The 21,601-nt window shown below is 71.3% G+C and carries 26 protein-coding genes and 1 pseudogene; 13 read left to right on the top strand and 14 right to left on the bottom strand.

Annotated features, from left to right (window positions below):
* Positions 1-142 precede the first annotated feature (142 nt).
* Positions 143-1,354 (top strand): hypothetical protein, encoded by a 1,212-nt coding sequence (locus tag O7620_RS16010; protein WP_278123644.1) that lies wholly within the window; start codon positions 143-145, stop codon positions 1,352-1,354.
* A 326-nt stretch (positions 1,355-1,680) separates the two neighbouring features.
* Positions 1,681-2,469 (top strand): DUF1883 domain-containing protein, encoded by a 789-nt coding sequence (locus tag O7620_RS16005; RefSeq protein ID WP_278123643.1) that lies wholly within the window; start codon positions 1,681-1,683, stop codon positions 2,467-2,469.
* A gap of 168 nt (positions 2,470-2,637) precedes the next feature.
* On the opposite strand, the gene O7620_RS16000 is transcribed toward O7620_RS16005, so the two are convergent.
* The 4 genes from O7620_RS16000 to O7620_RS15985 form a co-directional block, all read right to left on the bottom strand.
* Positions 2,638-3,051 (bottom strand): hypothetical protein, encoded by a 414-nt coding sequence (locus tag O7620_RS16000; protein WP_278123642.1) that lies wholly within the window; start codon positions 3,049-3,051, stop codon positions 2,638-2,640.
* 150 nt (positions 3,052-3,201) lie between these two features.
* The gene (locus tag O7620_RS15995; protein WP_278123641.1) at positions 3,202-3,468 is read right to left on the bottom strand and encodes a hypothetical protein; all 267 of its coding nucleotides are present in this window, start codon (positions 3,466-3,468) and stop codon (positions 3,202-3,204) included.
* A gap of 38 nt (positions 3,469-3,506) precedes the next feature.
* The gene (locus O7620_RS15990; protein ID WP_151491755.1) at positions 3,507-3,689 is read right to left on the bottom strand and encodes a DUF397 domain-containing protein; all 183 of its coding nucleotides are present in this window, start codon (positions 3,687-3,689) and stop codon (positions 3,507-3,509) included.
* 10 nt (positions 3,690-3,699) lie between these two features.
* Complete coding sequence (locus O7620_RS15985; RefSeq protein ID WP_278123640.1) at positions 3,700-4,560, bottom strand: DUF5753 domain-containing protein; 861 nt, start codon at positions 4,558-4,560, stop codon at positions 3,700-3,702.
* Between the two features lie 481 nt (positions 4,561-5,041).
* On the opposite strand from O7620_RS15985, the gene O7620_RS15980 reads away from it, so the two are divergent.
* Positions 5,042-5,260, top strand: a complete 219-nt coding sequence (locus tag O7620_RS15980) for a hypothetical protein (protein WP_278123639.1) — start codon at positions 5,042-5,044, stop codon at positions 5,258-5,260.
* On the top strand, positions 5,257-5,439 hold the full coding sequence (locus O7620_RS15975; protein ID WP_278123638.1) for a hypothetical protein: 183 nt from the start codon (positions 5,257-5,259) through the stop codon (positions 5,437-5,439). The genes O7620_RS15980 and O7620_RS15975 overlap by 4 nt, the downstream gene beginning before the upstream one ends.
* Before the next feature lie 64 nt (positions 5,440-5,503).
* Here O7620_RS15975 and O7620_RS15970 read toward each other — a convergent pair whose 3' ends face one another.
* The gene (locus O7620_RS15970; protein WP_278127031.1) at positions 5,504-5,971 is read right to left on the bottom strand and encodes a carbohydrate-binding protein; all 468 of its coding nucleotides are present in this window, start codon (positions 5,969-5,971) and stop codon (positions 5,504-5,506) included.
* Positions 5,972-6,060: 89 nt separating this feature from the next.
* Entirely contained in the window at positions 6,061-6,882 is an 822-nt protein-coding gene (locus tag O7620_RS15965; RefSeq protein ID WP_278123637.1) for a hypothetical protein, read from the bottom strand.
* Positions 6,883-7,155: 273 nt separating this feature from the next.
* Here O7620_RS15965 and O7620_RS15960 point away from each other — a divergent pair, with 273 nt between their 5' ends.
* A complete protein-coding gene (locus tag O7620_RS15960) occupies positions 7,156-7,410 on the top strand; it encodes a DUF5522 domain-containing protein (RefSeq protein ID WP_278123636.1) in 255 nt (84 codons plus the stop codon).
* Between the two features lie 88 nt (positions 7,411-7,498).
* Positions 7,499-8,047 carry a hypothetical protein gene (locus O7620_RS15955; RefSeq protein WP_278123635.1) on the top strand — a complete coding sequence of 183 codons (549 nt, stop codon included), beginning with the start codon at positions 7,499-7,501 and terminating at the stop codon, positions 8,045-8,047.
* Between the two features lie 20 nt (positions 8,048-8,067).
* Here the strand turns inward: O7620_RS15955 and O7620_RS15950 are convergent, their stop codons facing one another.
* Entirely contained in the window at positions 8,068-8,757 is a 690-nt protein-coding gene (locus tag O7620_RS15950) for a metal-dependent transcriptional regulator (protein ID WP_151492664.1), read from the bottom strand.
* 100 nt (positions 8,758-8,857) lie between these two features.
* Between O7620_RS15950 and O7620_RS15945 the strand changes: the two genes are divergently transcribed.
* Genes O7620_RS15945 through O7620_RS15935 form a run of 3 tightly spaced genes read left to right on the top strand, consistent with a single transcriptional unit; the run spans position 8,858 to position 13,529 of the window.
* Positions 8,858-9,718, top strand: a complete 861-nt coding sequence (locus O7620_RS15945; RefSeq protein ID WP_151492663.1) for a sulfurtransferase — start codon at positions 8,858-8,860, stop codon at positions 9,716-9,718.
* Positions 9,719-9,766: 48 nt separating this feature from the next.
* The gene (locus O7620_RS15940) at positions 9,767-10,948 is read left to right on the top strand and encodes an acetoin utilization protein AcuC (RefSeq protein WP_278123634.1); all 1,182 of its coding nucleotides are present in this window, start codon (positions 9,767-9,769) and stop codon (positions 10,946-10,948) included.
* 25 nt (positions 10,949-10,973) lie between these two features.
* Positions 10,974-13,529 (top strand): bifunctional GNAT family N-acetyltransferase/acetate--CoA ligase family protein, encoded by a 2,556-nt coding sequence (locus O7620_RS15935; protein WP_278123633.1) that lies wholly within the window; start codon positions 10,974-10,976, stop codon positions 13,527-13,529.
* A 53-nt stretch (positions 13,530-13,582) separates the two neighbouring features.
* On the opposite strand, the gene sigB is transcribed toward O7620_RS15935, so the two are convergent.
* Positions 13,583-14,587, bottom strand: coding sequence for an RNA polymerase sigma factor SigB (sigB, locus tag O7620_RS15930; RefSeq protein WP_278127030.1), 1,005 nt, complete (start codon positions 14,585-14,587; stop codon positions 13,583-13,585).
* A 243-nt stretch (positions 14,588-14,830) separates the two neighbouring features.
* Between sigB and O7620_RS15925 the strand changes: the two genes are divergently transcribed.
* Complete coding sequence (locus O7620_RS15925; RefSeq protein WP_151492667.1) at positions 14,831-15,619, top strand: sporulation protein; 789 nt, start codon at positions 14,831-14,833, stop codon at positions 15,617-15,619.
* 112 nt (positions 15,620-15,731) lie between these two features.
* Here O7620_RS15925 and dtd read toward each other — a convergent pair whose 3' ends face one another.
* Both dtd and O7620_RS15915 read right to left on the bottom strand, forming a co-directional pair.
* Positions 15,732-16,154 (bottom strand): D-aminoacyl-tRNA deacylase, encoded by a 423-nt coding sequence (gene dtd / locus O7620_RS15920; RefSeq protein ID WP_278123632.1) that lies wholly within the window; start codon positions 16,152-16,154, stop codon positions 15,732-15,734.
* Entirely contained in the window at positions 16,154-17,638 is a 1,485-nt protein-coding gene (locus O7620_RS15915; protein ID WP_278123631.1) for a methyltransferase, read from the bottom strand. Before O7620_RS15915 ends, dtd begins: the two co-directional genes overlap by 1 nt.
* Positions 17,639-17,742: 104 nt before the next feature.
* Between O7620_RS15915 and O7620_RS15910 the strand changes: the two genes are divergently transcribed.
* Positions 17,743-18,318 (top strand): HhH-GPD-type base excision DNA repair protein, encoded by a 576-nt coding sequence (locus O7620_RS15910; RefSeq protein WP_278123630.1) that lies wholly within the window; start codon positions 17,743-17,745, stop codon positions 18,316-18,318.
* Positions 18,319-18,327: 9 nt separating this feature from the next.
* Here O7620_RS15910 and O7620_RS15905 read toward each other — a convergent pair whose 3' ends face one another.
* Both O7620_RS15905 and O7620_RS15900 read right to left on the bottom strand, forming a co-directional pair.
* Positions 18,328-18,639 (bottom strand): hypothetical protein, encoded by a 312-nt coding sequence (locus tag O7620_RS15905; protein WP_151490765.1) that lies wholly within the window; start codon positions 18,637-18,639, stop codon positions 18,328-18,330.
* 13 nt (positions 18,640-18,652) lie between these two features.
* Positions 18,653-18,940 (bottom strand): hypothetical protein, encoded by a 288-nt coding sequence (locus O7620_RS15900; RefSeq protein ID WP_151490758.1) that lies wholly within the window; start codon positions 18,938-18,940, stop codon positions 18,653-18,655.
* A 103-nt stretch (positions 18,941-19,043) separates the two neighbouring features.
* On the opposite strand from O7620_RS15900, the gene O7620_RS15895 reads away from it, so the two are divergent.
* Positions 19,044-19,403, top strand: coding sequence for a DUF3099 domain-containing protein (locus O7620_RS15895; RefSeq protein WP_192580325.1), 360 nt, complete (start codon positions 19,044-19,046; stop codon positions 19,401-19,403).
* Between the two features lie 30 nt (positions 19,404-19,433).
* Here the strand turns inward: O7620_RS15895 and O7620_RS15890 are convergent, their stop codons facing one another.
* A complete protein-coding gene (locus O7620_RS15890; protein ID WP_278123629.1) occupies positions 19,434-20,333 on the bottom strand; it encodes a carbohydrate kinase family protein in 900 nt (299 codons plus the stop codon).
* A pseudogene (locus O7620_RS15885) lies at positions 20,330-21,264 on the bottom strand (pseudouridine-5'-phosphate glycosidase). The gene O7620_RS15890 and the pseudogene O7620_RS15885 overlap by 4 nt, the downstream one beginning before the upstream one ends.
* 89 nt (positions 21,265-21,353) lie before the next feature.
* Here O7620_RS15885 and O7620_RS15880 point away from each other — a divergent pair.
* A complete protein-coding gene (locus O7620_RS15880; RefSeq protein ID WP_007456912.1) occupies positions 21,354-21,572 on the top strand; it encodes a DUF3039 domain-containing protein in 219 nt (72 codons plus the stop codon).
* Positions 21,573-21,601 lie beyond the last annotated feature (29 nt).

The following is a 21,601-nucleotide window of genomic DNA, read 5'->3' as shown; positions in this document are numbered from 1 at the left end:
GGCCCGCCGCTGCGGTCGGTGCGACCAACACCGCCCAATCGCCCGTCGCGCCAGCGGCGGCAGCCCGGACCTGTGTTACGGCTGCTATCAGGGGCAGGAGGCGGCCTGCTCGGTCTGCGGGCGGGTACGACCCTGTCACCGCGTGGGCGCTGGACGCCCGATCTGCAAGGCCTGCCGACCGCGTCCGCCGAGGACCTGCTTCCGCTGCGGCCGCAGCCGCCCGGTTCAAGCGGAATGGCCAGCCGGCCCCGTCTGCGTCGGCTGCTACGAGAACGTCCGTCGGCACCCCGCCGAATGCTTCAACTGCCGCCAGGTCCGGCCGCTGATCGCCCGGAACGACGAAGGTGGATCAGTCTGTGGGCCCTGCGTCGGCGTCGACCTGACCTACACCTGCCGCGGCTGCGGTCGAAGCGGGGAGATCCACTGCGACGAGCGCTGCTTCCACTGCGTCCTGGCCGAACGCCTCACCGACCTGCTCACCGGCCCCGACGGTCAGGTCGCCGAGCAACTCCGTCCACTGCAGGAAGCGCTGACCGGGGTCGACAACCCCGCGACGGTCGTCGGCTGGCTCGCCAAGAGCCGTTCGGCGAAGCTCCTGCGCGAGTTCGCCATCACCCCCACGCCCCTCACCCACAACCTCCTTGACCAACAGCCACAGACCCAGCCCCTGCACTACATTCGCGAAGTCCTCGTCACCACCGGCGTCCTTCCGCCCCGCGAAGAACATCTCGAACGGCTCGGCCCCTGGCTGGACCGGATCCTCGCCGGCAAGCCCAGCCACCACGTCCGAGCCGTCAAGCCGTTTGCCCAGTGGTTCGTCATCCGCCGCGCCCGCCGCTCCGCCACCCGCAACGGGGACTACCGCCGCAGCAGCGCCGACCACGCACGCGCCCGGATTCTGAACGCGTTGGAACTGCTCAGTTGGCTCGACCAGCACGAATTGACCCTGGAAACACTCACGCAACCCGTCCTCGACCGGTGGCTGGAGAAAGGTGCGACCACACGTCGCTCGGTCCGCTACTTCCTAGCCTGGGCCCACAACCGCGGACTGGTCACCGGGCTCGACGTCCCGATGGCAGCCAAGACGGCACCGGCGATCCTCCTCAAGGAAGACGACCGCGTCGCCCAACTGCGCCGCTGCTTCACCGACGAGGCGCTTCCCCTGGACCTGCGCGTTGCCGGAGTCCTGATCCTGCTGTTCGCGCTGCCGCTGACCCGGGTGCTCCGCCTACGCGACGCTGACGTCCTACGCGATCCCGACCACACTCACCTCCTGATCGACGGCCACCAACTCCGACTGCCAGCCCGCCTTGCCGATCTGATCCACCGGCTCCAGACCCACGCCGGTGCCTGATCCACCCTGGCTCGGATCAACACGTCTCCGGGTTGGCTGTTTCCCGGGCAGATCGCGACCCGGCCAGCCCACGACAACGCCATCGCCACACGGCTGCAACGCGCTGGCATCAACACCTTCGCCGGACGCAACGCCGCCCGGCTCGCACTCGCCGCCGAACTTCCCGCCTCCGTCCTGGCTGACCTGACTGGTCTGCACATCACGACTGCCGTGCGATGGACGGCCTGGGCCAAGCGTGACTGGGCGCAGTTCGTCGCTACACGCGGCGACGACAACTCCAACGAACCCCCACCGGCCTGACGGCCACGACACCCCGGAGAGGGAGTATGAACTTCCAGCACTTCGACCTCGGTCAGCTCAAGCGCGGCGCCACCGTCGTCGTCCAGCTCCGTGGAAACGCCGCGAACGTGCGCTTGATGGATTCGAGTAACTTCTCCAGCTACAAGAACGGCCGTGCGCATCGCTACGCCGGAGGCCTCGTGACCAAGTCGCCCGTCCGGCTTTCCATCCCACGCAACGGCCACTGGCACGTGACGATCGACATGGCGGGGCTGCGTGGATCAGTGCGGGCTGCCGTGTCCGTCGAGCCGCCGCCGCTTCCGAGACTGCGCGGCAGCAGCACGACCGCCCCGCTGAGTCAGATCCGCCACGAAGCGCCACCCTCCCTCGACACCGACGACGCCCGGGTCTGGGACGTCTTCATCTCGCACGCCAGCGAGGACAAACCAGCCGTCGTCACTCCACTCGCCGAGCACCTGCGAGAACTGGGCGTGTCCGTCTGGCTCGACGCGTTCGAACTGCGCATCGGCGACAGCCTCCGTCGCAAGATCGATGCCGGCTTGGCCCGCAGCCGATTCGGCATCGTGGTGCTGTCCCGGTCCTTCTTCCGAAAAGGCTGGCCCCAGTACGAACTCGACGGTCTCATCACCATGCAGGTCTCCGGCAAACAGAGCCTGCTTCCCATCTGGCACGAGATCACCAAGGACGAGGTGATGAACCAGAGCCCATCCCTCGCAGACAAGATCGCCCGCAGTACTGCCCAGTACACGATCGAGGAGATCGCCACCGAGATCGCCGACGTCGTCCGGCCTGACCTCGACGCGGGTGCGGCCTGAGGAATACCGCACGCTGCGAATAGGTGTTCTCCACCAGTACGTACGACCGCAACAGACGCGAGCGCGGCAGGGTCACCTGCCGCGCTCGCGGCGTTCCCGCTCGTGGCAGGGTCGATGGGCGGGCAGGTGTTGCCCAGAGAGTGCGTGCCCGTCGAGGCTGGCGACGTTTCACATGTTGTCGATGTAGATGACGGCCGCGTCCGGCGGTGGCGCGGACCGCAGCGGCGTGGCCGGCTCAACGTCGGCGTACAGCCATAGCCGGTGGGGTGTCCAGTTCAGGATCCCGCCAGTCTCGCGGGTGCCGCGATAGACGCGATTTTCGGGCTGCACTGGCCAACCACGGCTACGGAGGTGTTCGACGAGCCGAGCCACGGTCCTTGTCCTGCCGGCACCATCGGCGGCCATCACCACGAATTCGGCAGTGCAGTTGCCAGAGCTGCCACCATCAGCACAGCTATCGGCCGAGACAAGGCTCAGCGACGTGGGCAGCGGAAGGACCTCGTCGTCGCGGACAGTGAACCTCAGCCTGCCGTCACCGTCGGACCCGAGGACGCCAAGCCCGCAGCCGCACAGCAGCAGCATGGTAGCCAGCGTTGCCAGAGAGGCAACCCACTGACCTCTGCCCACCGGCAGGTTCCGCCGGGCGATATGGGCGGGCCAGACGGGGTGCGCCCTCCGGTCGATGACCAACGCGGCCAGGCATACGACGCCGACCAGCAACCACACCGCGAATCAGTCAAACCAGGGCGCGGCTACCAGGCCGCGGGACCATTGTGAGGCGACGAACGCGCCGGCCTGCCCTGCGATGAAGACGACGCCGACGGTCACGCCGACGACGCGGCCGCTGCTGGTGCCCCATGCCCAGGCGCTGATGACGAGCAGGCCGCAGATCCCCGCCAATACCGCGACCGTGGGCGCACCCTGCCCGAGCGGTAGTAGCGCAAGCGCACCACCGGCTGCTGTGAGCCACCAGCGCCACCTGTCGCCACGCCACGGCACGGCCGGTCTCCTGAGCTTTGGGTTGTCGAGAACGTGAGCTATCGAACGGTCCGTATGAACCCGGTCCACGCGCCTCTGCTGAAGCGAAGGGTCGGCCCACTGGGGTTCTTGCTGTCGCGCACCGCGATGCTCGTATCCAGTTCGGCGACCTCGACACAAGCGCCGCCGTTGTTGTCGCTGTAGCTCGACTTGCGCCAGACCGGGTTGTCCGAAGTCTCCATGATCACTCTCTCAGGTCTGTTGCCGCTCCACGTCGTCCGCCATCCCCAGGATGAGCTTGCGCGACTCTACCGGCCCGAGAGCGGCTGCCCGGAGTCGGTCCCACAGTCGAGTGTAGGCCCGTACGGCGTCCGGCCGGTCAAGGTAGTCGGCGTCGGTGAAGGTCTCGACGTAGATCACGTCCGATGCGGCGTCGTCCCCGAAGCGCAGGATGATGAAGCTGAACGATGCCGTCTCGTAGGTCTGTGCGTTGAACGGGAACACCTGCAGGGTGACGTTGGGCTGCTCGCTGACCTGTGCCAGGTGCAGGAGTTGATCGCGCATCGTCGTCGCGTCACCGACGCTTCGGCGCAGCGCCGACTCGCTGAGGATGAAGCTCAGGTCGGGCCCGTCGTCCTGCCGCAGAATCGACTGCCGTTCCATGCGCACGGCAACCTGCCGGTCGACCTCATCGGCGGGTGGGCGTGGGTGGGCGATCGCGTTCATGGCGCGGATGTAGGGCTCGACCTGAAGGACTCCGGGGATGACCTCTGGCTGGTACCAGCGAATCTCTGACGCGTCACCTTCGAGGTCTAGGTACTGGCGGAACCAGTCGGGCACGGCGTTTCGGTAGGTGCTCCAGCGCCCGCGTTGTCGCCCTGCTCGGGCAAGGTCGCGTAGTGGCTCGGCGTCATCGCCCCGGACCCCGTAGAGGTCGAGTAGCAGGTTCAGGTCGGTGAGCTTGATGCCGGACTGTCCAAGTTCGACTCTGCTGATCTTGCTCGCTGCTGCATCGATGACAGCAGCCGCTTCGTCTTGCGTCTTGCCTGCACCTTCACGAGCCCGTTTGAGGGCGAGACCGAGACGCCGCCGCTGGATCGTCGGATTCACCACCGGCTGATTATGGCCCAGCCGTAGCCGGTCACCGCGACACGCCGCGAAGAGGTTCCCAATTTGGGAGTCCAGCTTTAGCCTGGTTGCACTTCCAGAATAGGAGTCCAACTTTGGAGCCTTATGGGATCGCACGTGCCGTACGACGACTACCTGCTGGCGGTGGCGCTGACCCTGGCTCGGCGGCACCGGCCGGTCTGGTCGTGGCGGCGGTGGCGGCGGGTCTGCCGATGTGGGGCGGAGCTGCCGTGCCGAGTCCGGCATCGCATCCCGATCCGGCGAGGCCACTGGCCAGGGGAGGAACAGGAGTGACCGAGGATCAGGTCGGACGAATCTTGTCCGTGCACCTGCCCGGCGTCGACGGCCTCTGTGCGGGCTGTCGCTGGTGGTGGGCGCGACTGTGTCCGTACCCCTGTTATCAGGCGGAATGGGCCGCCCGCTGGCACGCCCGGGTCGCCACCCGGCGTTTTCTGGATGGCCTGCGGTGACCACCCATGGCCCGGTCCTTCCGGTGTGGACCTGCGGCGGCTGCGCCGCGCCCTGGCCCTGCCGGACCCGGCGCACCGAGCTGCGCGCCGAGTTTGATGGCGCACCCGTGTCGTTGGCCCTCTACATGGGGTCCTACCTGGTCTGGGCTGCCGAGGATCTGACCTGGGTGCCCGCCGGGCTGCTGCACCGGCGCTTCCTGGGATGGGTCCGGTGAGTCTGATCAGGCGGGGCGACGAGCGGTTCCACTACAGCGACAACTCACACCGGTGGATCCCGCCCGACCCGGACTACGACCAGGATGTCTGGGACGAGATGGTGCGCCGGCACCAGCGGCAGCACCTGGAGGAGATCTCAAGCCGCAGGAGGCCGCCTCGATCACTTGATGCTGAGTAGGTGTGGGGGAGCCGATTCGACTACTCAGCATCAAGTGATCTTGACGATGGCTGGGCCGGAGGGCTCAGTGCTTGCCGGCGTACCGGAACTCGACGTAGTCGATGTTGAAGTTCTGGTAGGCGGCCGGGTCCACGGTGACCACGAACTCGTGGGCGCCCCGCGTCAGGTGCGGCGTCTCCGGCAGCGGCTGGAGCATGAACGCGTCATGCGAGGTCGTGGTCTTCACATCGACCGGCCCGGTCGTCCGGGACCCGTCGACCGTCAGCGTGAACCGCCCCGCCGGGCTGTACAGCGAGGAGACCCGGGCCGCCACCTCGTAGGTGCCGGTCTTCGGCACCTCGACGCTGTACCTCATCCACTCGTCGTCGCGGATCCAGCACACGTCGATCGCGCCGTTCTGGTCGCAGATGTCGACGCCCTCGTACGTGCGCTGCGTCCCGCCCTTGTTGTCGTCCTCGGCGTCGTGGTAGCCGACGTTCTTGCCGTCGCGCGAGCAGTCCTCGGCCTGTACGCGGACGGTGCCGTCCGGCAGGGCCGGCCACTGCGCCTTCGGGCCGTGCTCGCGGCGGCTCGCCAGCCAGTCCAGCAGCTGACCCTGGTTGTCGGTCTGAATGTCGAAGATCAGCTCCTAGGACGGCGGCTGGTGCCGGGTGAAGGCGCCGATGCTGGCCGCGTTGCCGTCGTCGACGGCGTGGCTGTAGAGGATGCGCGAGTCCCGGCCTGTGCGGGGGCGCTTGAATTCGCGATTTCCGCAACGAGCGGCGAAACCATATGTGCGGCTTGAGCTGCGGCTCGTTGCGCCTCGCCGACGGCTCGCTGGTTCGCGGCTTGCGGTGCCGCAGCCTGCGGAACTGCGGCGGGTTGTCGCCGATTTGCCAGAGTGTCGATGAGCCCGAGGCTTTTCCTCATGCTTTCGAGTGCTGGTGTCATGTCGTATCTAGGCGAGAAAAACCTTCCCGTGTTCTTCTGCGTCTCGCGCAGGGTTCTCTGGCGAGTTGCGGCAATAAGATCAGGCGTGTAATTAGCCTTGTTGATTACCTCGAAATAGAGCATCTCTGCCGCTACGGCCAACTCCGCAGCGACATGTGCGAGCCTGTCGGCCTTTCCCCAATCGGAGGTTATGTATTCGTATTCTCCATCTCCTGTTCTCCCTGTTCTCTTGATCCTGAAGGCCAGGGCAGTCACTTCGGCCACTTCTTTTAGATCTCCGGGGGTGAGACCTTTCGGAGGTTCGATGATTGTCTCTCTAAAGGTTCTCCGATCACTCGCCTTAAGTCCCTCTGCTTGCCCCCGGAGCGCGATCATCCTGTCGCCAAAAAATTTTGCTTTACTTACAAATGTCGGCCAATTGCACGGCCATTCAGGCACTGTTGGGAGCTGGTCCTCCCATTCGATCGAATGTTCTTGCTCCGGGCGTCCGGCAAGCGGATAAGGGTGCGACATTTCTTCTCCAGGAGGAATGGCCGTTCGTGTGCTGATACAACGGAGATTCACGAAAGCCGGTTCACGCGCCCGGGCGTGAGATCTTGCCGGCCTCTTCTGCGGCCACGGCGAGTAGCGCCGATCCCGATGGCGTCAGCGGGGTTCGGGCGGGGTATTCGCAAGATCGAGCTATGACCGGATAGTCGATTATGGGATAGTCATGCTGGTTCCGGCGGATACGTAGAAGAGTGCAGCCTTCTGGCGATCATTCAGGTGTCTAGTTAGACTGCTGCGGTGAGCGGAGCACGACGACTCTTGGCCGACCGGCCGCTCACCGAGCCGCACCCGTCCCGGCTGGTGTCGGCACATCCCGACCGGGCCCGGATCCTCGCCGCGCACGGTGCCGCGCTGGCCGCCGGAGAGGCTGGCTACCCCGACCCGGCGACGGGTCTGTTCGTGCTCAGCGCCGGCTTCCTGGCCCGCCGCGGCACGTGTTGTGGACGCGGCTGCCGGCACTGCCCGTACGTGGATGATCCACCCTCAGAATGAGAGCTTCCGCCCGACCCGGACACCCCGTACGGTTTCCGACGGACATCCGGCGGACGCCTTCCGCCGTCGGTCGGCGAGAGGGTGGAGCGTGCGCGGGCGGATAGTGGTCGCTGGGCTGGCGGGCCTACTGGTGAGCGGTTGTGCCGCCGAGTCGGCACCGGTGGCGGTGCCACCACCGGCACCGGTTGCCCTGGACGTGGCGGCCGCCTCCTCGGGCGGTGCCTGCCGGCTGCTCGACTTCACCGTGATCGAGCAGGCGGTCAAGGTGCGCTTCGACGTGGCGGCGGCCAGCGACCGCGACGACTCGCACACCTGCGTGGTCCGGACCGAGGGCGCGGCGCTGCCGGAGCTGACGCTGAGCGTGACCGAGACCACGATCGACAAGGCCACCTTCGGCGCGGACGTGGTGCCCGACAAGGCGGCGAAGGTCAGCGGGCTGGGTCAGCAGGCGTACTGGCGGACCACCGTGGAGGCGAGCGGGCACGGGCCGGTCGCCGAGGTGGGCTGGCTCGCCGCCGACGGCCGGATGGCCACGCTGAGCTGGACCGGCGCCCGTGGTAGCGAGCGGGCGGCGGCCGAGAAGTTGACCGGTGACCTGGTCGCGTTGGCGAAGAAGGTGGACACCCGGGCGCTGTGACGCCCGGGGGCCGACGTCGGTCAGTTGGCGGCGACGAAGACCCGGGAGGCGACCTCGCGGGGCAGCCGGACCCGGTCACCGGAGCGGTCGATCGACACCCCGTCGCGTTCCTGGGCGACTGTCACCGTGGCGCCCGGGTCGACACCCGCGGCGTGCAGCTGGCGCAGCACGCCGGCGTCGGTCTGCACGCTCTCGCAGATCCGACGGACGACGACCGGCCCGGACAGGCCGGGGAAGGCCAGGTTGCGCTCGCCGTCGCCGGCGTCGGTGGTCTCCGCCTCGGGCGAGCCCAGCTCCTCCAGCCCCGGGATGGGGTTGCCGTACGGGGAGCGGGTCGGCCGGTTGAGCAGGTCGTACACCCGCTTCTCCACGGCGTCGCTCATCACGTGCTCCCAGCGGCAGGCCTCCTCGTGGGCCTCCTCGTAGGGCATGCCGATGACGTTGACCAGCAGCAATTCGGCGAGGCGGTGCTTGCGCATCACGGAGACCGCGGTGCCGCGGCCCAGCGCGGTGAGCGTGAGATGCCGGTCACCCTCGACGGTGAGCAGGCCGTCGCGCTCCATCCGGGCGACGGTCTGGCTCACGGTGGGGCCGCTCTGCCGCAGACGCTCGGCGATGCGGGCACGCAGCGGCGGCACACCTTCCTCCTCCAACTCGAGGATGGTGCGCAGGTACATTTCGGTCGTGTCGACCAGGTCGTGAGACTTCATAACGTCAGCGGCCCTCCGGTGCACGATGCTACCTCGCAGGATGGCCAGCGACCGCCGCCGAACCGCGTGCCGTCGGCACGGATGGTGTTGGATGGTCGCCATGTCCGGAACCCAGGAGCCGCTGGTCGAGGTCGATCGGCTCGTTGACGAGCTCGACCGCGCCGATCCGCCCACCCTGCTCGACGTCCGCTGGCGGCTCACCGGGCCGCCCGGCCGTGACGACTACCTCGTCGGCCACCTGCCCGGCGCGGTCTTCATCGACCTGGACACCGCGCTGTGCGGTCCGCCCGGCGCCGGCGGCCGGCATCCGCTGCCCGACCCGGCCGCGTTGCAGGCCACGCTGCGGGCCGCCGGTGTCCGCGCCGGTCACTCCGTCGTCGTGTACGACGGCGGCGACGGCCTGGCCGCCGCGCGGGCCTGGTGGACGCTGCGCTGGGCGGGGCACCGTCCGGTGCGCCTGCTGCACGGTGGGTGGCCGGCCTGGGTGGCCGCCGGCCGACCCGTCTCGACGACGGCACCCGATCCGGTCCCTGGCGACGTCGAGGTGCGCCCCGGTGACCTGCCGGTGCTCGACGCGGCGCAGGCCGCCCGGCTGGCCGCCGCGGACGACGCCGTCCTGCTCGACGTGCGGGCCGCGCCCCGCTACGCCGGCGAGGTCGAGCCGATCGACCCGGTCGCCGGTCACGTGCCCGGCGCGGCGAACCTGCCGGCCGGTGAGTACGTCGGCCCGGACGGGCGGTTCCCGGCGGCCGACGTGTTGCGGGAACGGTTCGCCGCCGCCGGTGTGACCGAGGGACGATCCGTCGGGGCGTACTGCGGCTCCGGGGTGACCGCCGCGCAGGCGGTGCTCGCGCTGCATCTGGCGGGCCGACCGGACGCGGCGCTCTACGTTGGATCGTGGAGCAACTGGGTGGCCGACCCGGCGCGGCCGGTCGCCTCCGGCCCGACACCCGGTCGCTGACCAGCGCGTGCGGTGGGCCGGCGGCGGTCCGCGTGCGACGATGGGCGCATGTCCGACGACACGGTGGTGGTGTGGGACGAGTCGCTGCTCGCCTACGACATGGGTGACCATCCGCTCGACCCGGTCCGGGTGGAGCTGACCGTCGCGCTCGCCCGCGACCTGGGCATCCTGGACCGCCCAGGCGTGCGCGTGGTCAAGCCGGAGCCCGCCGACGACGCCCTGCTCACCCGCGTGCATCACCCGGCCTACCTGGCCGCGGTGCGTGCCGCGCCGCGCGACCCGCTCTTCGCGGGGTACGGGCTGGGCACCTCCGACAATCCGGTCTTCGACGGGATGCACGAGTCCAGTGCGCTGATCGCCGGCGCGACGGTGGCCGCCGCCGAGGCGGTCTGGCGCGGTGACGCCCGCCGGGCGGTGAACGTGGCCGGCGGCCTGCACCACGCGATGCCTGCCCGGGCGTCCGGCTTCTGCGTCTACAACGATCCGGCGGTGGCCATCGCCCGCCTGCTCGACCTGGGCGCGGAACGCGTCGCGTACGTGGACGTCGACGTGCACCACGGCGACGGGGTGCAGCAGATCTTCTGGGACGACCCCCGGGTGCTCACGGTCAGCCTGCACGAGACACCGCTCGCGCTGTTCCCGGGCACCGGTTTCCCGGACGAGACCGGTGGGCCGGGCGCGCAGGGCACCGCCGTGAACATGCCACTGCCGCCGGGCGTCGACGACACCGGCTGGCAGCGGGCGTTCCACGCGATCGTGCCGTCGGTGCTGCGCGCGTTCCGGCCGCAGGTGCTGGTCAGCCAGTGCGGCGCGGACGGGCACCGACTGGACCCGCTGGCCGACCTCAACCTGACGGTGGACGGGCAGCGGGCCACCTACCTGGCGCTGCGGGCGCTCGCCGACGAGCTGTGCGACGGCCGCTGGGTGGCCACCGGCGGCGGCGGGTACGCGCTGGTCGAGGTCGTGCCCCGCGCCTGGAGTCACCTGCTGGCGGCGGCCACCGGCGACCCGATCGACCCGGCGACGCTGACCCCGCCGGCCTGGCGGGCGCTGGCCGCCGCCCGCCGTCCGGGTCAGGACATTCCGCTGCGGATGACCGACGACGCCGACCCGTCGTACGAGCCGTGGCAGCCGACCGGTGAGCCGAACGCCGTGGACCGGGCCATCGCGGCCACCCGCAAGACGGTCTTCCCGCTGCTCGGGCTCGACCCGCACGACCCGCGGGACTGAGCCGGGCCGGGGGAGGACCACGCCGGTGACGACCGTGGACCAGCCGGTGGACGTGCTGCTCAGAGACGGCAGCACCGTCCAGTTGCGACCCATCGACCCGGCCGACGCGCCGGGCGTCGTGGCGATGCACAGCCGGTTCTCCGAGCGCACCCGCTACCTGCGTTACTTCTCGCCGTACCCGCGCATCCCCGAACGGGACCTGATCCGGTTCGTCACCGTCGACCACCGCGACCGGGAGGCGTTCGTGGTGCTGGCCGGCGACCAGATCATCGCCGTCGGCCGGTACGAGCGGCTCGGTCCGCAGGCCCCGGAGGCCGAGGTGGCCTTCGTGGTGGAGGACGCCCATCAGGGCCGGGGCATCGGTTCGGTGCTGATGGAGCATCTGGCCGACGCCGCCCGACGCAACGGCATCATGAGCTTCGTGGCCGAGGTGCTGCCGGCCAACGGGACGATGCTGCGGGTCTTCGCCGACTTCGGCTACCAGGTTCAACGGGAGTACGCCGACGGCGTGGTGCACCTGAGCTTCCCGATCGCGCCGACCGAGGCGACGCTGGAGGTGCAGCGTGGCCGGGAGCACCGCACCGAGGCCCGTTCGATCGCCCGGCTGCTCGCCCCGCGGGGCATCGCCGTCTACGGTGCCAGCGCCACCGGTCAGGGCGTCGGCGCGGCGGTGCTCGGGCACCTGCGCGACGGCGGCTTCGCCGGCACGGTGGTGCCGGTGCATCCGAGCGCGCCGACCGTGGCGGGGCTGCCCGCGTACCCCTCGGCTGTCGACGCCGGGGTGCCGATGGACCTGGCGGTGGTGGCGGTGCCGCCGGAGGCGGCGACCGCGGTGGTCGCCGACGCGGCCGCCGCGGGCGTGCACGGTCTGGTGGTCATCTCGGCGGGCTTCGCCGAGGCCGGTCCGGAGGGTGCGGCGGTGCAGCGGGCGTTGGTCCGCGCGGCGCACGCCGCCGGCATGCGGGTGGTCGGCCCGAACTGCCTCGGCGTGGCCAACACCGATCCGACGGTACGCCTCAACGCCACCCTCGCCCCGGCCCTGCCGCCGGCCGGCCGGGTGGGCATCTTCAGCCAGTCCGGCGCGTTCGGGGTGGCGCTGCTCGCCGAGGCCGACCGGCGGGGCCTCGGGCTGTCCAGCTTCGTCTCGGCCGGCAACCGGGCCGACGTCTCCGGCAACGACCTGCTCCAGTACTGGCAGGACGACCCGGGCACCGACGTGATCATGCTGTACCTGGAGACGTTCGGGAACCCCCGCAAGTTCGCCCGACTGGCCCGGCGGATCGGCCGGGCGAAGCCCGTCGTGGCGCTCGCCTCGCCGGCCCGCCCGGTCGGGGTGGGGGACACCGACGGCCCGGACGAGGTGGCGGTGGCCGCGCTGTTCGCCCAGTCCGGGGTGATCCGGGTGGACACCGTGGCGGAGCTGCTCGACGTGGGGGTGCTGCTGGCCAACCAGCCGCTGCCGGCCGGCGGCCGGGTCGGCGTGGTCGGCAACTCCTCGGCGCTGACCGGTCTGGCCGCCACCGCCTGCGCCGGGCAGGGCCTCACCGTCGCCGCCGGCTACCCGCGCGACGTGGGGCCGAGCGCGGGCGCCGCCGAGTTCGCCGCCGCCCTCGCCGAGACGGCCGGCGACGACCGGGTGGACGCCCTGGTGGTGGTGTTCGCGCCGCCCCTGCCCGGCCAGCTCACCGATGTGGACGCCGACGTCACCGCCGCGCTGCCGGCCGCGCTGGCGCTGGGCAAGCCGACCGTGGCGACGTTCCTCGTCGGTCGGCTGCCGGCCGGGGTGCCGGCGTACGGCGGTGTCGAGGAGGCGGTGCGTGCCCTCGCCCGGGTGCACCGGTACGCCGAGTGGCTGCGCCGGCCGCCCGGCGTGGTGCCCGAGCTGCCCCGCGTCGACTCCGACGCCGCGCAGGCCGCACTACGCGCCGACACCGTCGACCCCGGCGCGCTGCTGGCCGCGTACGGCATCGAACCGGTGGCGTCGGTGCCCGCCGACTCGGTCGACGACGTGGTCGACGCGGCGGCGCGCCTGGGTTTCCCGGTCGCCCTCAAGGCTGCCGCCCCGGGGCTGCGGCATCGGCTCGATCTCGGCGCGGTCCGGCTCGACCTGCCCGACGAGCTGACGCTGCGCCGGGCGTACGCCGAGGTGGCGGCCGTGTTCGGCGCGGACGTGCTGGTCCAGCCGATGGTCCCGCCCGGGGTGGCCTGCGTGGTGGAGCTGGTGGAAGATCCGGCGTTCGGGCCGGTGGTCGGCTTCGGTCTCGGCGGGGTCGCCACCGAGCTGCTCGGCGATCGGGCGTGGCGGGCGGTGCCGCTGACCGACACCGACGCCGCCGAGCTGGTCGACGAGCCCCGCGCGGCGCCGCTGCTGCGGGGGCACCGGGGTGCGGCGCCGGTCGACCGGGCCGCCCTGGCCGACCTGCTGCTGCGGGTGGCGCGGCTCGCCGACGAGCAGCCGCGGGTGCGGTCGCTGACCCTCAACCCGGTGCTCGCCCGCCCGGACGGCATCTCCGTCCTGCACGCCCAGGTACGGGTCGGCGGGTTGGTCGCCCGCCCCGACACCGGTCCCCGCCGCCTCTGAACGGGTGGAAGGCCCCGGCGAACCGCCAGGGCCTTCCCCGAAGGGCCGGTGTGTCAGCAGGCGTACGCCTCCAGACGCTGGGCCCGCTCCGGCGCGCGCAGCTTCAGTAACGTCACCTTCTCGATCTGCCGGATCCGCTCCCGGGACAGGCCGAACTCCCGACCGACCTCGTCCAGGGTGCGCTGCCGGCCGTCGTCGAGACCGAACCGGAGCCGGATGACCGCCTGCTCCCGCTGGGACAGGGTGGCCAGCACGACGCTCACCTCGTTGCGCAGCTCGCCCTGCGCGGCCGCGTCGCCCGGCTCGGTCCGCGGATCCACCGCGGCCACGAAGTCGCCGAGCGCGCTCTCGCCGTCGTCGCCGACGGCCTGGTCCAGGCTGACCGGCTCCCGGTCGTAGGAGATCAGCTCGATGACCTGAAGCTCGGGGATCTCCAGAGCCCGGGCGACCTCGGCGACCGTGGGTTCACGGCCCAGCGTCACCGCCAGTTCGCGGCGGGCCCGGACCATGCGGTTGACCTGCTCGACCATGTGCACCGGGATGCGGATGGTGCGGGCCTGGTCGGCCATGGCGCGGGTGATGGCCTGCCGGATCCACCAGGTGGCGTACGTGGAGAACTTGTAGCCCTTGGCGTAGTCGAACTTTTCCACCGCCCGGATCAGCCCCAGGTTGCCCTCCTGGATCAGGTCGAGGAAGGCCATCCCGCGCCCGGTGTAGCGCTTGGCGATGCTGACCACCAGCCGCAGGTTCGCCTCCAGCAGGTGGTCCTTGGCCGCGCGGCCCTCCGCGACGATCAGCTCCAGGTCGGCCCGCAGCTCTTCGGAGACCGGGGTGCAGGTGGCGAGTTTCTCGTCGGCGAACAGGCCGGCCTCGACGCGTCGGGCCAGGTCGACCTCCTGCGCGGCGGTCAGCAGCTTCGTCCGACCGATCCCGTTGAGGTACGCCCGGACCAGGTCGGTGGAGATGCCGCGCTCATCGGTGGCGTCAAGGTCGGCGAGGGCGTCGACGGCCCCGTCGGTGTCGATGCTGGTGGTGGGGCGCGTCCGGTGTTCCGTCATCTGCAGGGCCATCTCTGTCTCTCCCCGTATCCACGTCTGTGCCGCGTCTCCGGCCCAGTGGTGCCGGTGTGACACACAGCTTGGCGGGCGGGACGTGAAACGGGAGTGAGGCGATCGGGCACCCGACAGCACTTCGGTCCGATCGCTGCCGCGGTGTGTCGTCCCGTTGGCTGCTTGCCCGGCCCGGTTACGTTGCGGACGGTCGGCCAGCCCGGGTCGGCGGGACAGCAGATGGAGGACGGTGTGGTCTTCAAGCGGCTCATGAAGGCGATGGGTGTCGGTGGTCCGTCGGTCGAGACGGTGCTCGCCAACCCGAACTGCCGCCCCGGCGGGCAGTTGGAGGGCCGTATCCAGGTGCTCGGCGGTGACCACCAGGTCGACATCGACCACGTCACGCTCGGCCTGGTCACCCGGGTCGAGGTGGAGAGTGGCGACAACGACTACGACACCACCCAGGAGTTCCACCGCCAGCGGGTCACCGGCGCGTTCCGGCTGGAGCCGGGGCAGCGCTACGACCTCCCGTTCCGCTTCGACGTGCCGTGGGAGACGCCGGTCACCGAGCTGTACGGGCAGCACCTGCACGGCATGACGATGGGGCTGCGTACCGAGCTGGAGGTCGCCCGCGCGGTCGACAAGGGTGACCTGGACGCGGTGTCGGTGCACCCGCTGCCGGCGCAGGAGCGGCTGCTGGAGGCGTTGTTACGACTCGGTTTCCGGTTCGCGCGCGCCGATGTGGAGCGTGGTCACATCTACGGCGTACGGCAGACGTTGCCGTTCTACCAGGAGATCGAGTTCGGCCCGGCGCCGCAGTACGCCCGCTCGATCAACCAGTTGGAGGTCACCTTCATCGCCGACGAGCGGCAGATGCAGGTGGTCCTGGAGGTCGACAAGCGCGGCGGCGTCTTCACCGAGGGGCGGGACGCCTTCGGCCGGTTCACGGTCGACCACGCCACCGCCGACCGCACCGACTGGACCGCCGAGTTGGACACCTGGCTCCGCCAGTCCCTGTCCCGCCGAGGCCTCTTCTCCTAACCCCACCCACCCCCGGGACTCCCCCGGTGATCAAGAGCTTTGCGTCAAAATCCGGCCCCGACATGACGCAAAGCTCTTGATCACCGCTGGATGTGGGGTGGGGGGTGGGGGGTTAGAGGTCTAGGAGGATTGTTTGGGGGCCTAGGTTGATGCTTTCGACCAGCATGTGGGCGCGGAAGCGGCCGGTCTGGACTGTCGCTCCGCGGGTGCGCAGCGCCTCCACCACCGCTGTCACCAGGGGTTCGGCGACCTCGGCGGGGGCCGCTGCGGTCCAGGTCGGGCGGCGGCCCTTGCGGGCGTCGCCGTAGAGGGTGAACTGGCTGACCACGAGGATCGGCGCGCCGGTGTCGGCGGCGGACCGCTCGCCGTCCAGGATGCGCAGCTCGTGCACCTTGCGGGCCATCGTCTGCGCGGTCTGGGCGGTGTCGGTGTGGGTCACCCCGAGCAGCACCAGCAGGCCGCCGTCGATGGCGCCGACCACCTCGCCGTCCACGGTCACGCTGGCCCGCCCGACGGTCTGCACCACCGCGCGCATCAGGCGGTCACCGGCTCGATGAAGCCGCGCTCCACGAGGTGCGCGACGATCGGGCCGGCCGCCTCGGCCATCTCGTCGGGCTCGACGTCGTGCGCCGCGGCGAGCAGGGCGAGCTGGTCACGCAGCGGCAGTCGACCGTCGGCACCGCCGACCAGCGCCAGCACCAGCGGGTCGATCTCCTCGGTCCAACGCAGGCCGTGCGGCATCGCGAGGACCTGCCGGTCCACCGCCCAGCCCTCGTCACCCATGGTCGCCTCCTGCCGCAGCTGGAGACCCTCGGCGGCCCGGTAGCGCTCGGCGAGCAACCCGTCGGTGTCGCGTACCCGCAGAAAGTCCTGGCGGTCGAACCAGGCGGCGACGTGGTCGCCCAGCGGCGGCTGCACCCGCTGGCGCAGGTCCTCCACCCGGACCACCGGGTCGGCGTGCCCGGCCCGGCGCAGCGACACGATGCCGAAGCCGATCCCCTCCACCTTGTGCGCGTCGAACCAGTCCAGCCAGGCGGCCATCCGCTGCGGATCGGCGGACTCGGCGGCGTCGGTGAGCCACAGGTCGACGTATGCCATGGGGTCGGCCACCTCGCGCTGGATCACCCAGGCGTCCAGGCCGGTCCCGGCGAACCAGCCGGCCACCCGCTCGTCCCACTCCTCGCCGGCGACGTGCACCCAGTTCGCCAGGTACTGCATCGTGCCGCCCTCGGTGAGCAGGCCCGGCGCGGCGGCGGCCAGCTCCGCGCCGATCGCGTCACCGACCCGGCCTGAGTCGCGGTAGACGTGCGTGGTGGTGCCCGGCCCCACCACGAACGGCGGGTTGCTCACCACCAGGTCGAAGCGCCGGCCGGCCACCGGGGCGACCATGTCGCCGCGCAGCAGTTCCCAGTCCTGACCGTTGAGGGCGGCGGTGGTCGCGGCGAAGCGCAGGGCCCGCTCCGACAGGTCGGTGGCGGTCACCGTCCGGGCGTGGGTGGCCAGGTGCAGGGCCTGGATGCCGGAGCCGGTGCCCAGGTCCAGTGCGGTGTCGACCGGCCGGCGGACGGTCGCCCCGATCAGCGTCTGGGTGGCGCCGCCGACGCCGAGCACGTGCTCGGCGCCCAGCGGGCGACCCGGCCGGGCGCTGGCCGGCACGTCGGCGAGCGTCCACCAGTCGTCGCCGTACGGCTCGAGGTCGACGCCGGCGCGCAGACCGTCGCCGTACCTCTCGACCAGCCCGCCGGCCAGCGCCTCGTCGAGGCTCAGCGGCGCCAGGGCGGCGGCGACCGTCGCCTCGGGCTCGACCTGGTCGCAGATGAACACCCGGATCAGCGTGCCGAGCGGATCGCGGTCCTCGGTGGCGCGCAGCGCGGCCCGGTGATCGTTGCGCGCGACCGCGGCGGTGGCCTGCGGGCCGAGCCGCTCGGCGATGCCGTTGCTGGTGAACCCGGCCCGGGTCAGCGCGGTCCGCAGCGCGTCGACGCCGGCGGGGGAGAGCAGCATGTCGTGTTCGTCCACCCCGCCATCCTGCCTTCCGTCGCGCGACCGGCCGGCGCCACCCGCCGCATCCGATCCGGAGCGTCGGTGTCCGCGTGGATCGCGCGGCGGGGCAGGATGTCCGCATGACGCTTGTGCTGCCCATCGACCCGGAGGCCAACCGGCTGCTGGAGCGCAGTCCGCTGGCTCTGCTCCTCGGCATGGTTCTCGACCAGCAGGTGCCGATGGAGAAGGCGTTCTCGTCGCCGTACGTGCTCACCCGGCGACTCGGCCACGACCTGGACGCGGCGGAGTTGGCCGGGTACGACCCGGAGGCGCTCGTCGCGCTGTTCGCCGAGCCTCCCGCGCTGCACCGGTTCCCGAAGGCGATGGCCGCCCGGGTGCAGGAGGTGTGCCAGGTTCTGGTGGACCGCTACGACGGCGACGCGGCGCTGCTCTGGTCGGAGGTCGCCGACGGGCCGCAGCTGCTGCGCCGGGTCTCCGAGCTGCCCGGCTTCGGTAAGCAGAAGGCGCAGATTTTCGTGGCGCTGCTCGGCAAGCGGTTCGGGGTGACCCCGCAGGACTGGCGGGAGGCGGCCGGCGGGTACGGCGACCCGGGCGCGTACCGGTCGGTGGCCGACGTCACCGACGCCGAGTCGCTGCGCCGGGTGCGGGAGTTCAAGCAGCAGGCCAAGGCGGCGGCGAAGGCCGCGAAGGGCTGACCCGGTCGCTCAGGCGGCGGTCGGGTGGGCCAGCGAGGCCAGCGCGCGCCGGACGTCGGCGAGCGACACGGTGGCGGAGTCGTCCAGGTCGGCCAGGCCGGCCTCGATCCACTGCCGCATCAGCGTGGTGACGCCGATGCCCCGGGCGTCGGCGGCGGCGCGTACCCGCTCGTAGGTGTCCAGTGGCAGCCGCACCGATCGGCTCACCATCGGCACGTCGGTGTCGGGGGTGGGCAGGTCCACCGCCGGGCTGTCGTCGATCAGGTCGGCGATGCGGTCGTCGCCGTTGTGGAACTGCTTGGTCGCGTCGTTACGGTGCATCGTCACGGCCTCCTCATCGGCGATGTCTCCGCACGGCCTCGTCGTAGCGCTTGGACTCGACGTCGCTCAGCTCACGGGCGGAGAGGATGTCCCAGTCGTTGTCGGTGCCATCGGCCTCGGCGAGCAGCACCGCCAGTCGGCGGCCCCGGCGGGCGGCGGCGTAGACCACCATCACGTCGTCGCCCAGGTGGCGGATCACCCGTCGGGCGCTGTGCAGCGCCTCCCAGACTTCCCCGGGTGTGACGTCGTAGACCCTCAGGTTGGCCAACGCCTCGTCGGTGAAGCTGAACCTGCTGCCCACATCGCGCAGCGTACCACGCGCGTAACACGCGCCGGGATGAGTCGAAGTTCGCTGATCACGGCCGCACGGTGACAGGATGAGGTGTAACCCCTCGAGGAGGTCCATGGTGAAGCGGCAGGCATACCAGCCGATTCTGATCACCGACGCCTCGCGCAGCCAGCACGATCAGCTCACCAGCCGTCAGCGCCGCTATGTCCTGATGATGGGCATCCGGGTGGCCTGCATCGTCGCCGGCGCGATCCTGGTCGGCGCGAACGCCCCACTGCTGTGGCTCTGGCTGCCCCTGTGCGCCCTCGGCATGGTGCTCATCCCGTGGTTGGCGGTGCTGCTGGCCAACGACCGGCCGCCCAAGGAGGAGCACCGGCTGGCCAACCGGTTCCACCGGCGCCAGCGGGACGACACCCCGCCGATGAGCCTCACCGCCGAGGAGCGCCCGCACAAGGTCATCGACGTCGAACCCTGACCCGCCCCGCGCGGGCCAGGGTTCGCACGCTCACGGCTGTGGCCGTGCGCCGGCGGTGGAGACGGCCAGCGCGCCCAGGTCGGTGGCGCGGCCCATCGCCGCCGTCGGGGTGGCGCCGGCGAGCCAGGCGGTGAGCAGACCGGCCGCGAAGGCGTCGCCCGCCCCGGTGACGTCCACCACCGCCACCCGCCGGACCGCGGCCACGCTGACCACCGCGCCCCGGTCCACCCAGACCGCGCCCGCCGCGCCGCGCTTCACCACGACCCGCCGGGCCGTCGCCGACAGCGCCCGCCCCTGCGCCGCCGGGTCCAGCCCACCGGCCAGCACCGTGGCCTCGTCCGCGTTGACCAGCAGCAGGTCGACGTCGCGTACCCAGGCCAGGAACGCCGCCGGGCCGACCCGCCGCAGCGGCGCCGCGGACGCCGCGTCGACGCTGGTGGTGAGCCCGCGCTCGCGGGCGGCGGCCAACGCCCGCAGGCCCGCGCCGCGCGACCCGGCGTCCAACAGGGTGTACGCGGACAGGTGCAGATGCCCGGCGTCGGGCGCCGCCGCGAGGGCCGCCTCGACGTGCTCGGCGCTCAACCGCAGGTTCGCGCCCCGCTGGGTGACCATGGTGCGCTCACCGTCGCCGGCCAGCACGATCACCGTGCCGGTGGGGGCGTCCTCGACGCGCTGCACCGCGCAGTCGACGCCCGCCCGGTCGAGTTCGGCCACCCGCTCCCGCCCCGCCTCGTCGTCGCCGACCGCGCCGACGAGCGTGACCGGCACCCCCTGCGCGGCGATCCAGGCGGCGGTGTTGGCCGCCTGCCCGCCACCACCGAAGCTGATCTCGGCGGAGGTGTCCGAACCCGCCGCGAGCGGCCCGGCCAGCACCGCGACCACGTCGGTGAGCAGGTCCCCGACGACGACCACCCGGGCCGCTCGGGTCATGCCGGAACGGCGGTGGTGCGGGCGGCCGAGGCGACCGCGATCCGCGCGGCCAGGTCGGCGTTGCGCAGGATGATACGAACGTTCACCGCGAGGCTCGCGCCCTCGGTGGCCGAGTGGAAGTGCGCCAGCAGGTACGGGGTGACGGCCTTGCCGGTGACCCCGTCGCGCTCCAGCCGGGCCAGACCGTCGGTCAGGGTCCGGTCGTGCAGCTCCGGGTCGAGCTGCTCGTCCACCGGCAGCGGGTTGGCGACGATCAGGCCGCCGGTGTGCACGGCCAGTCCGTCGCGGGCGGCGAGCACGTCGGCGACCTGCTCCGGCGACTCCAGCGACCAGTCCAGGTCGAAGCCGCCGTCGGTCAGGTAGAAGCCGGGGAAGCGGCGGGTGCGGTAGCCGACCACGGCGACCCCGAGGGTCTCCAACCGCTCCAGCGTCGCCCCCACGTCGAGGATCGACTTGACCCCGGCGCAGACCACCGCGATCGGCGTCTGGGCCAGGGTGATCAGGTCCGCCGACTCGTCGAAGGTGTGCGTCGCCTCCCGGTGCACCCCGCCGAGTCCACCGGTGGCGAACACCCCGATCCCGGCGGCGGCGGCCACGGCACTGGTCGCGGCAACCGTGGTGGCGCCGTCCGCGCCGGTCGCGGCGGCCACCGCCAGGCGCGGACGGAGAGTTTGCTCACTCCGTCGACGGTGGCCAGCCGGGTCAGCTGGGCGTCGTCCAGACCGACCACCAGCTCGCCACCGACCATGCCGATCGTCGCCGGGACGGCTCCCGCGTCCCGGACCGTCTGCTCGATCTCCCTGGCCACGCGCAGGTTCTCCGGCCGGGGCAGGCCGTGCGAGACGATGGTGCTCTCCAGGGCGACCACGGGACGGCCGTCGCGCCGGGCGTCGCCCACCTCGGTCCCGTAGCTGATGCGAAAGTCAGTCACACCGGGCACGGTACGGGGTCGAGCCCGCGCCGGCCTCAAGTGGACCCGGCCGTGATGACCTGCCAAACTTGACGGTTGGAGGTGCAGACGTGAGCACAGAGGTTCTCGAGCGTCCGGAGCTGAAGGACGCCGACACCGGTCCCGAGATGTTCCACTACGTCCGCAAGGAGAAGATCGCCGAGAGTGCCGTCATGGGCACCTTCGTCGTCGCTCTCTGCGGCGAGACCTTCCCGGTCACCAAGGCCGCCAAGCCCGGTTCGCCGGTCTGCCCCAAGTGCAAGGAGATCTACGACTCGTACCGCGAGTGAAGCCCGGCCGGCGACCCGGCCGGCGACGT

The sequence above is a fragment of the Micromonospora sp. WMMD710 genome (assembly GCF_029626045.1).
In the GTDB taxonomy this organism is placed as follows: Bacteria; Actinomycetota; Actinomycetes; order Mycobacteriales; family Micromonosporaceae; genus Micromonospora.
This window is presented reverse-complemented; position numbering and strand designations above follow the sequence as displayed.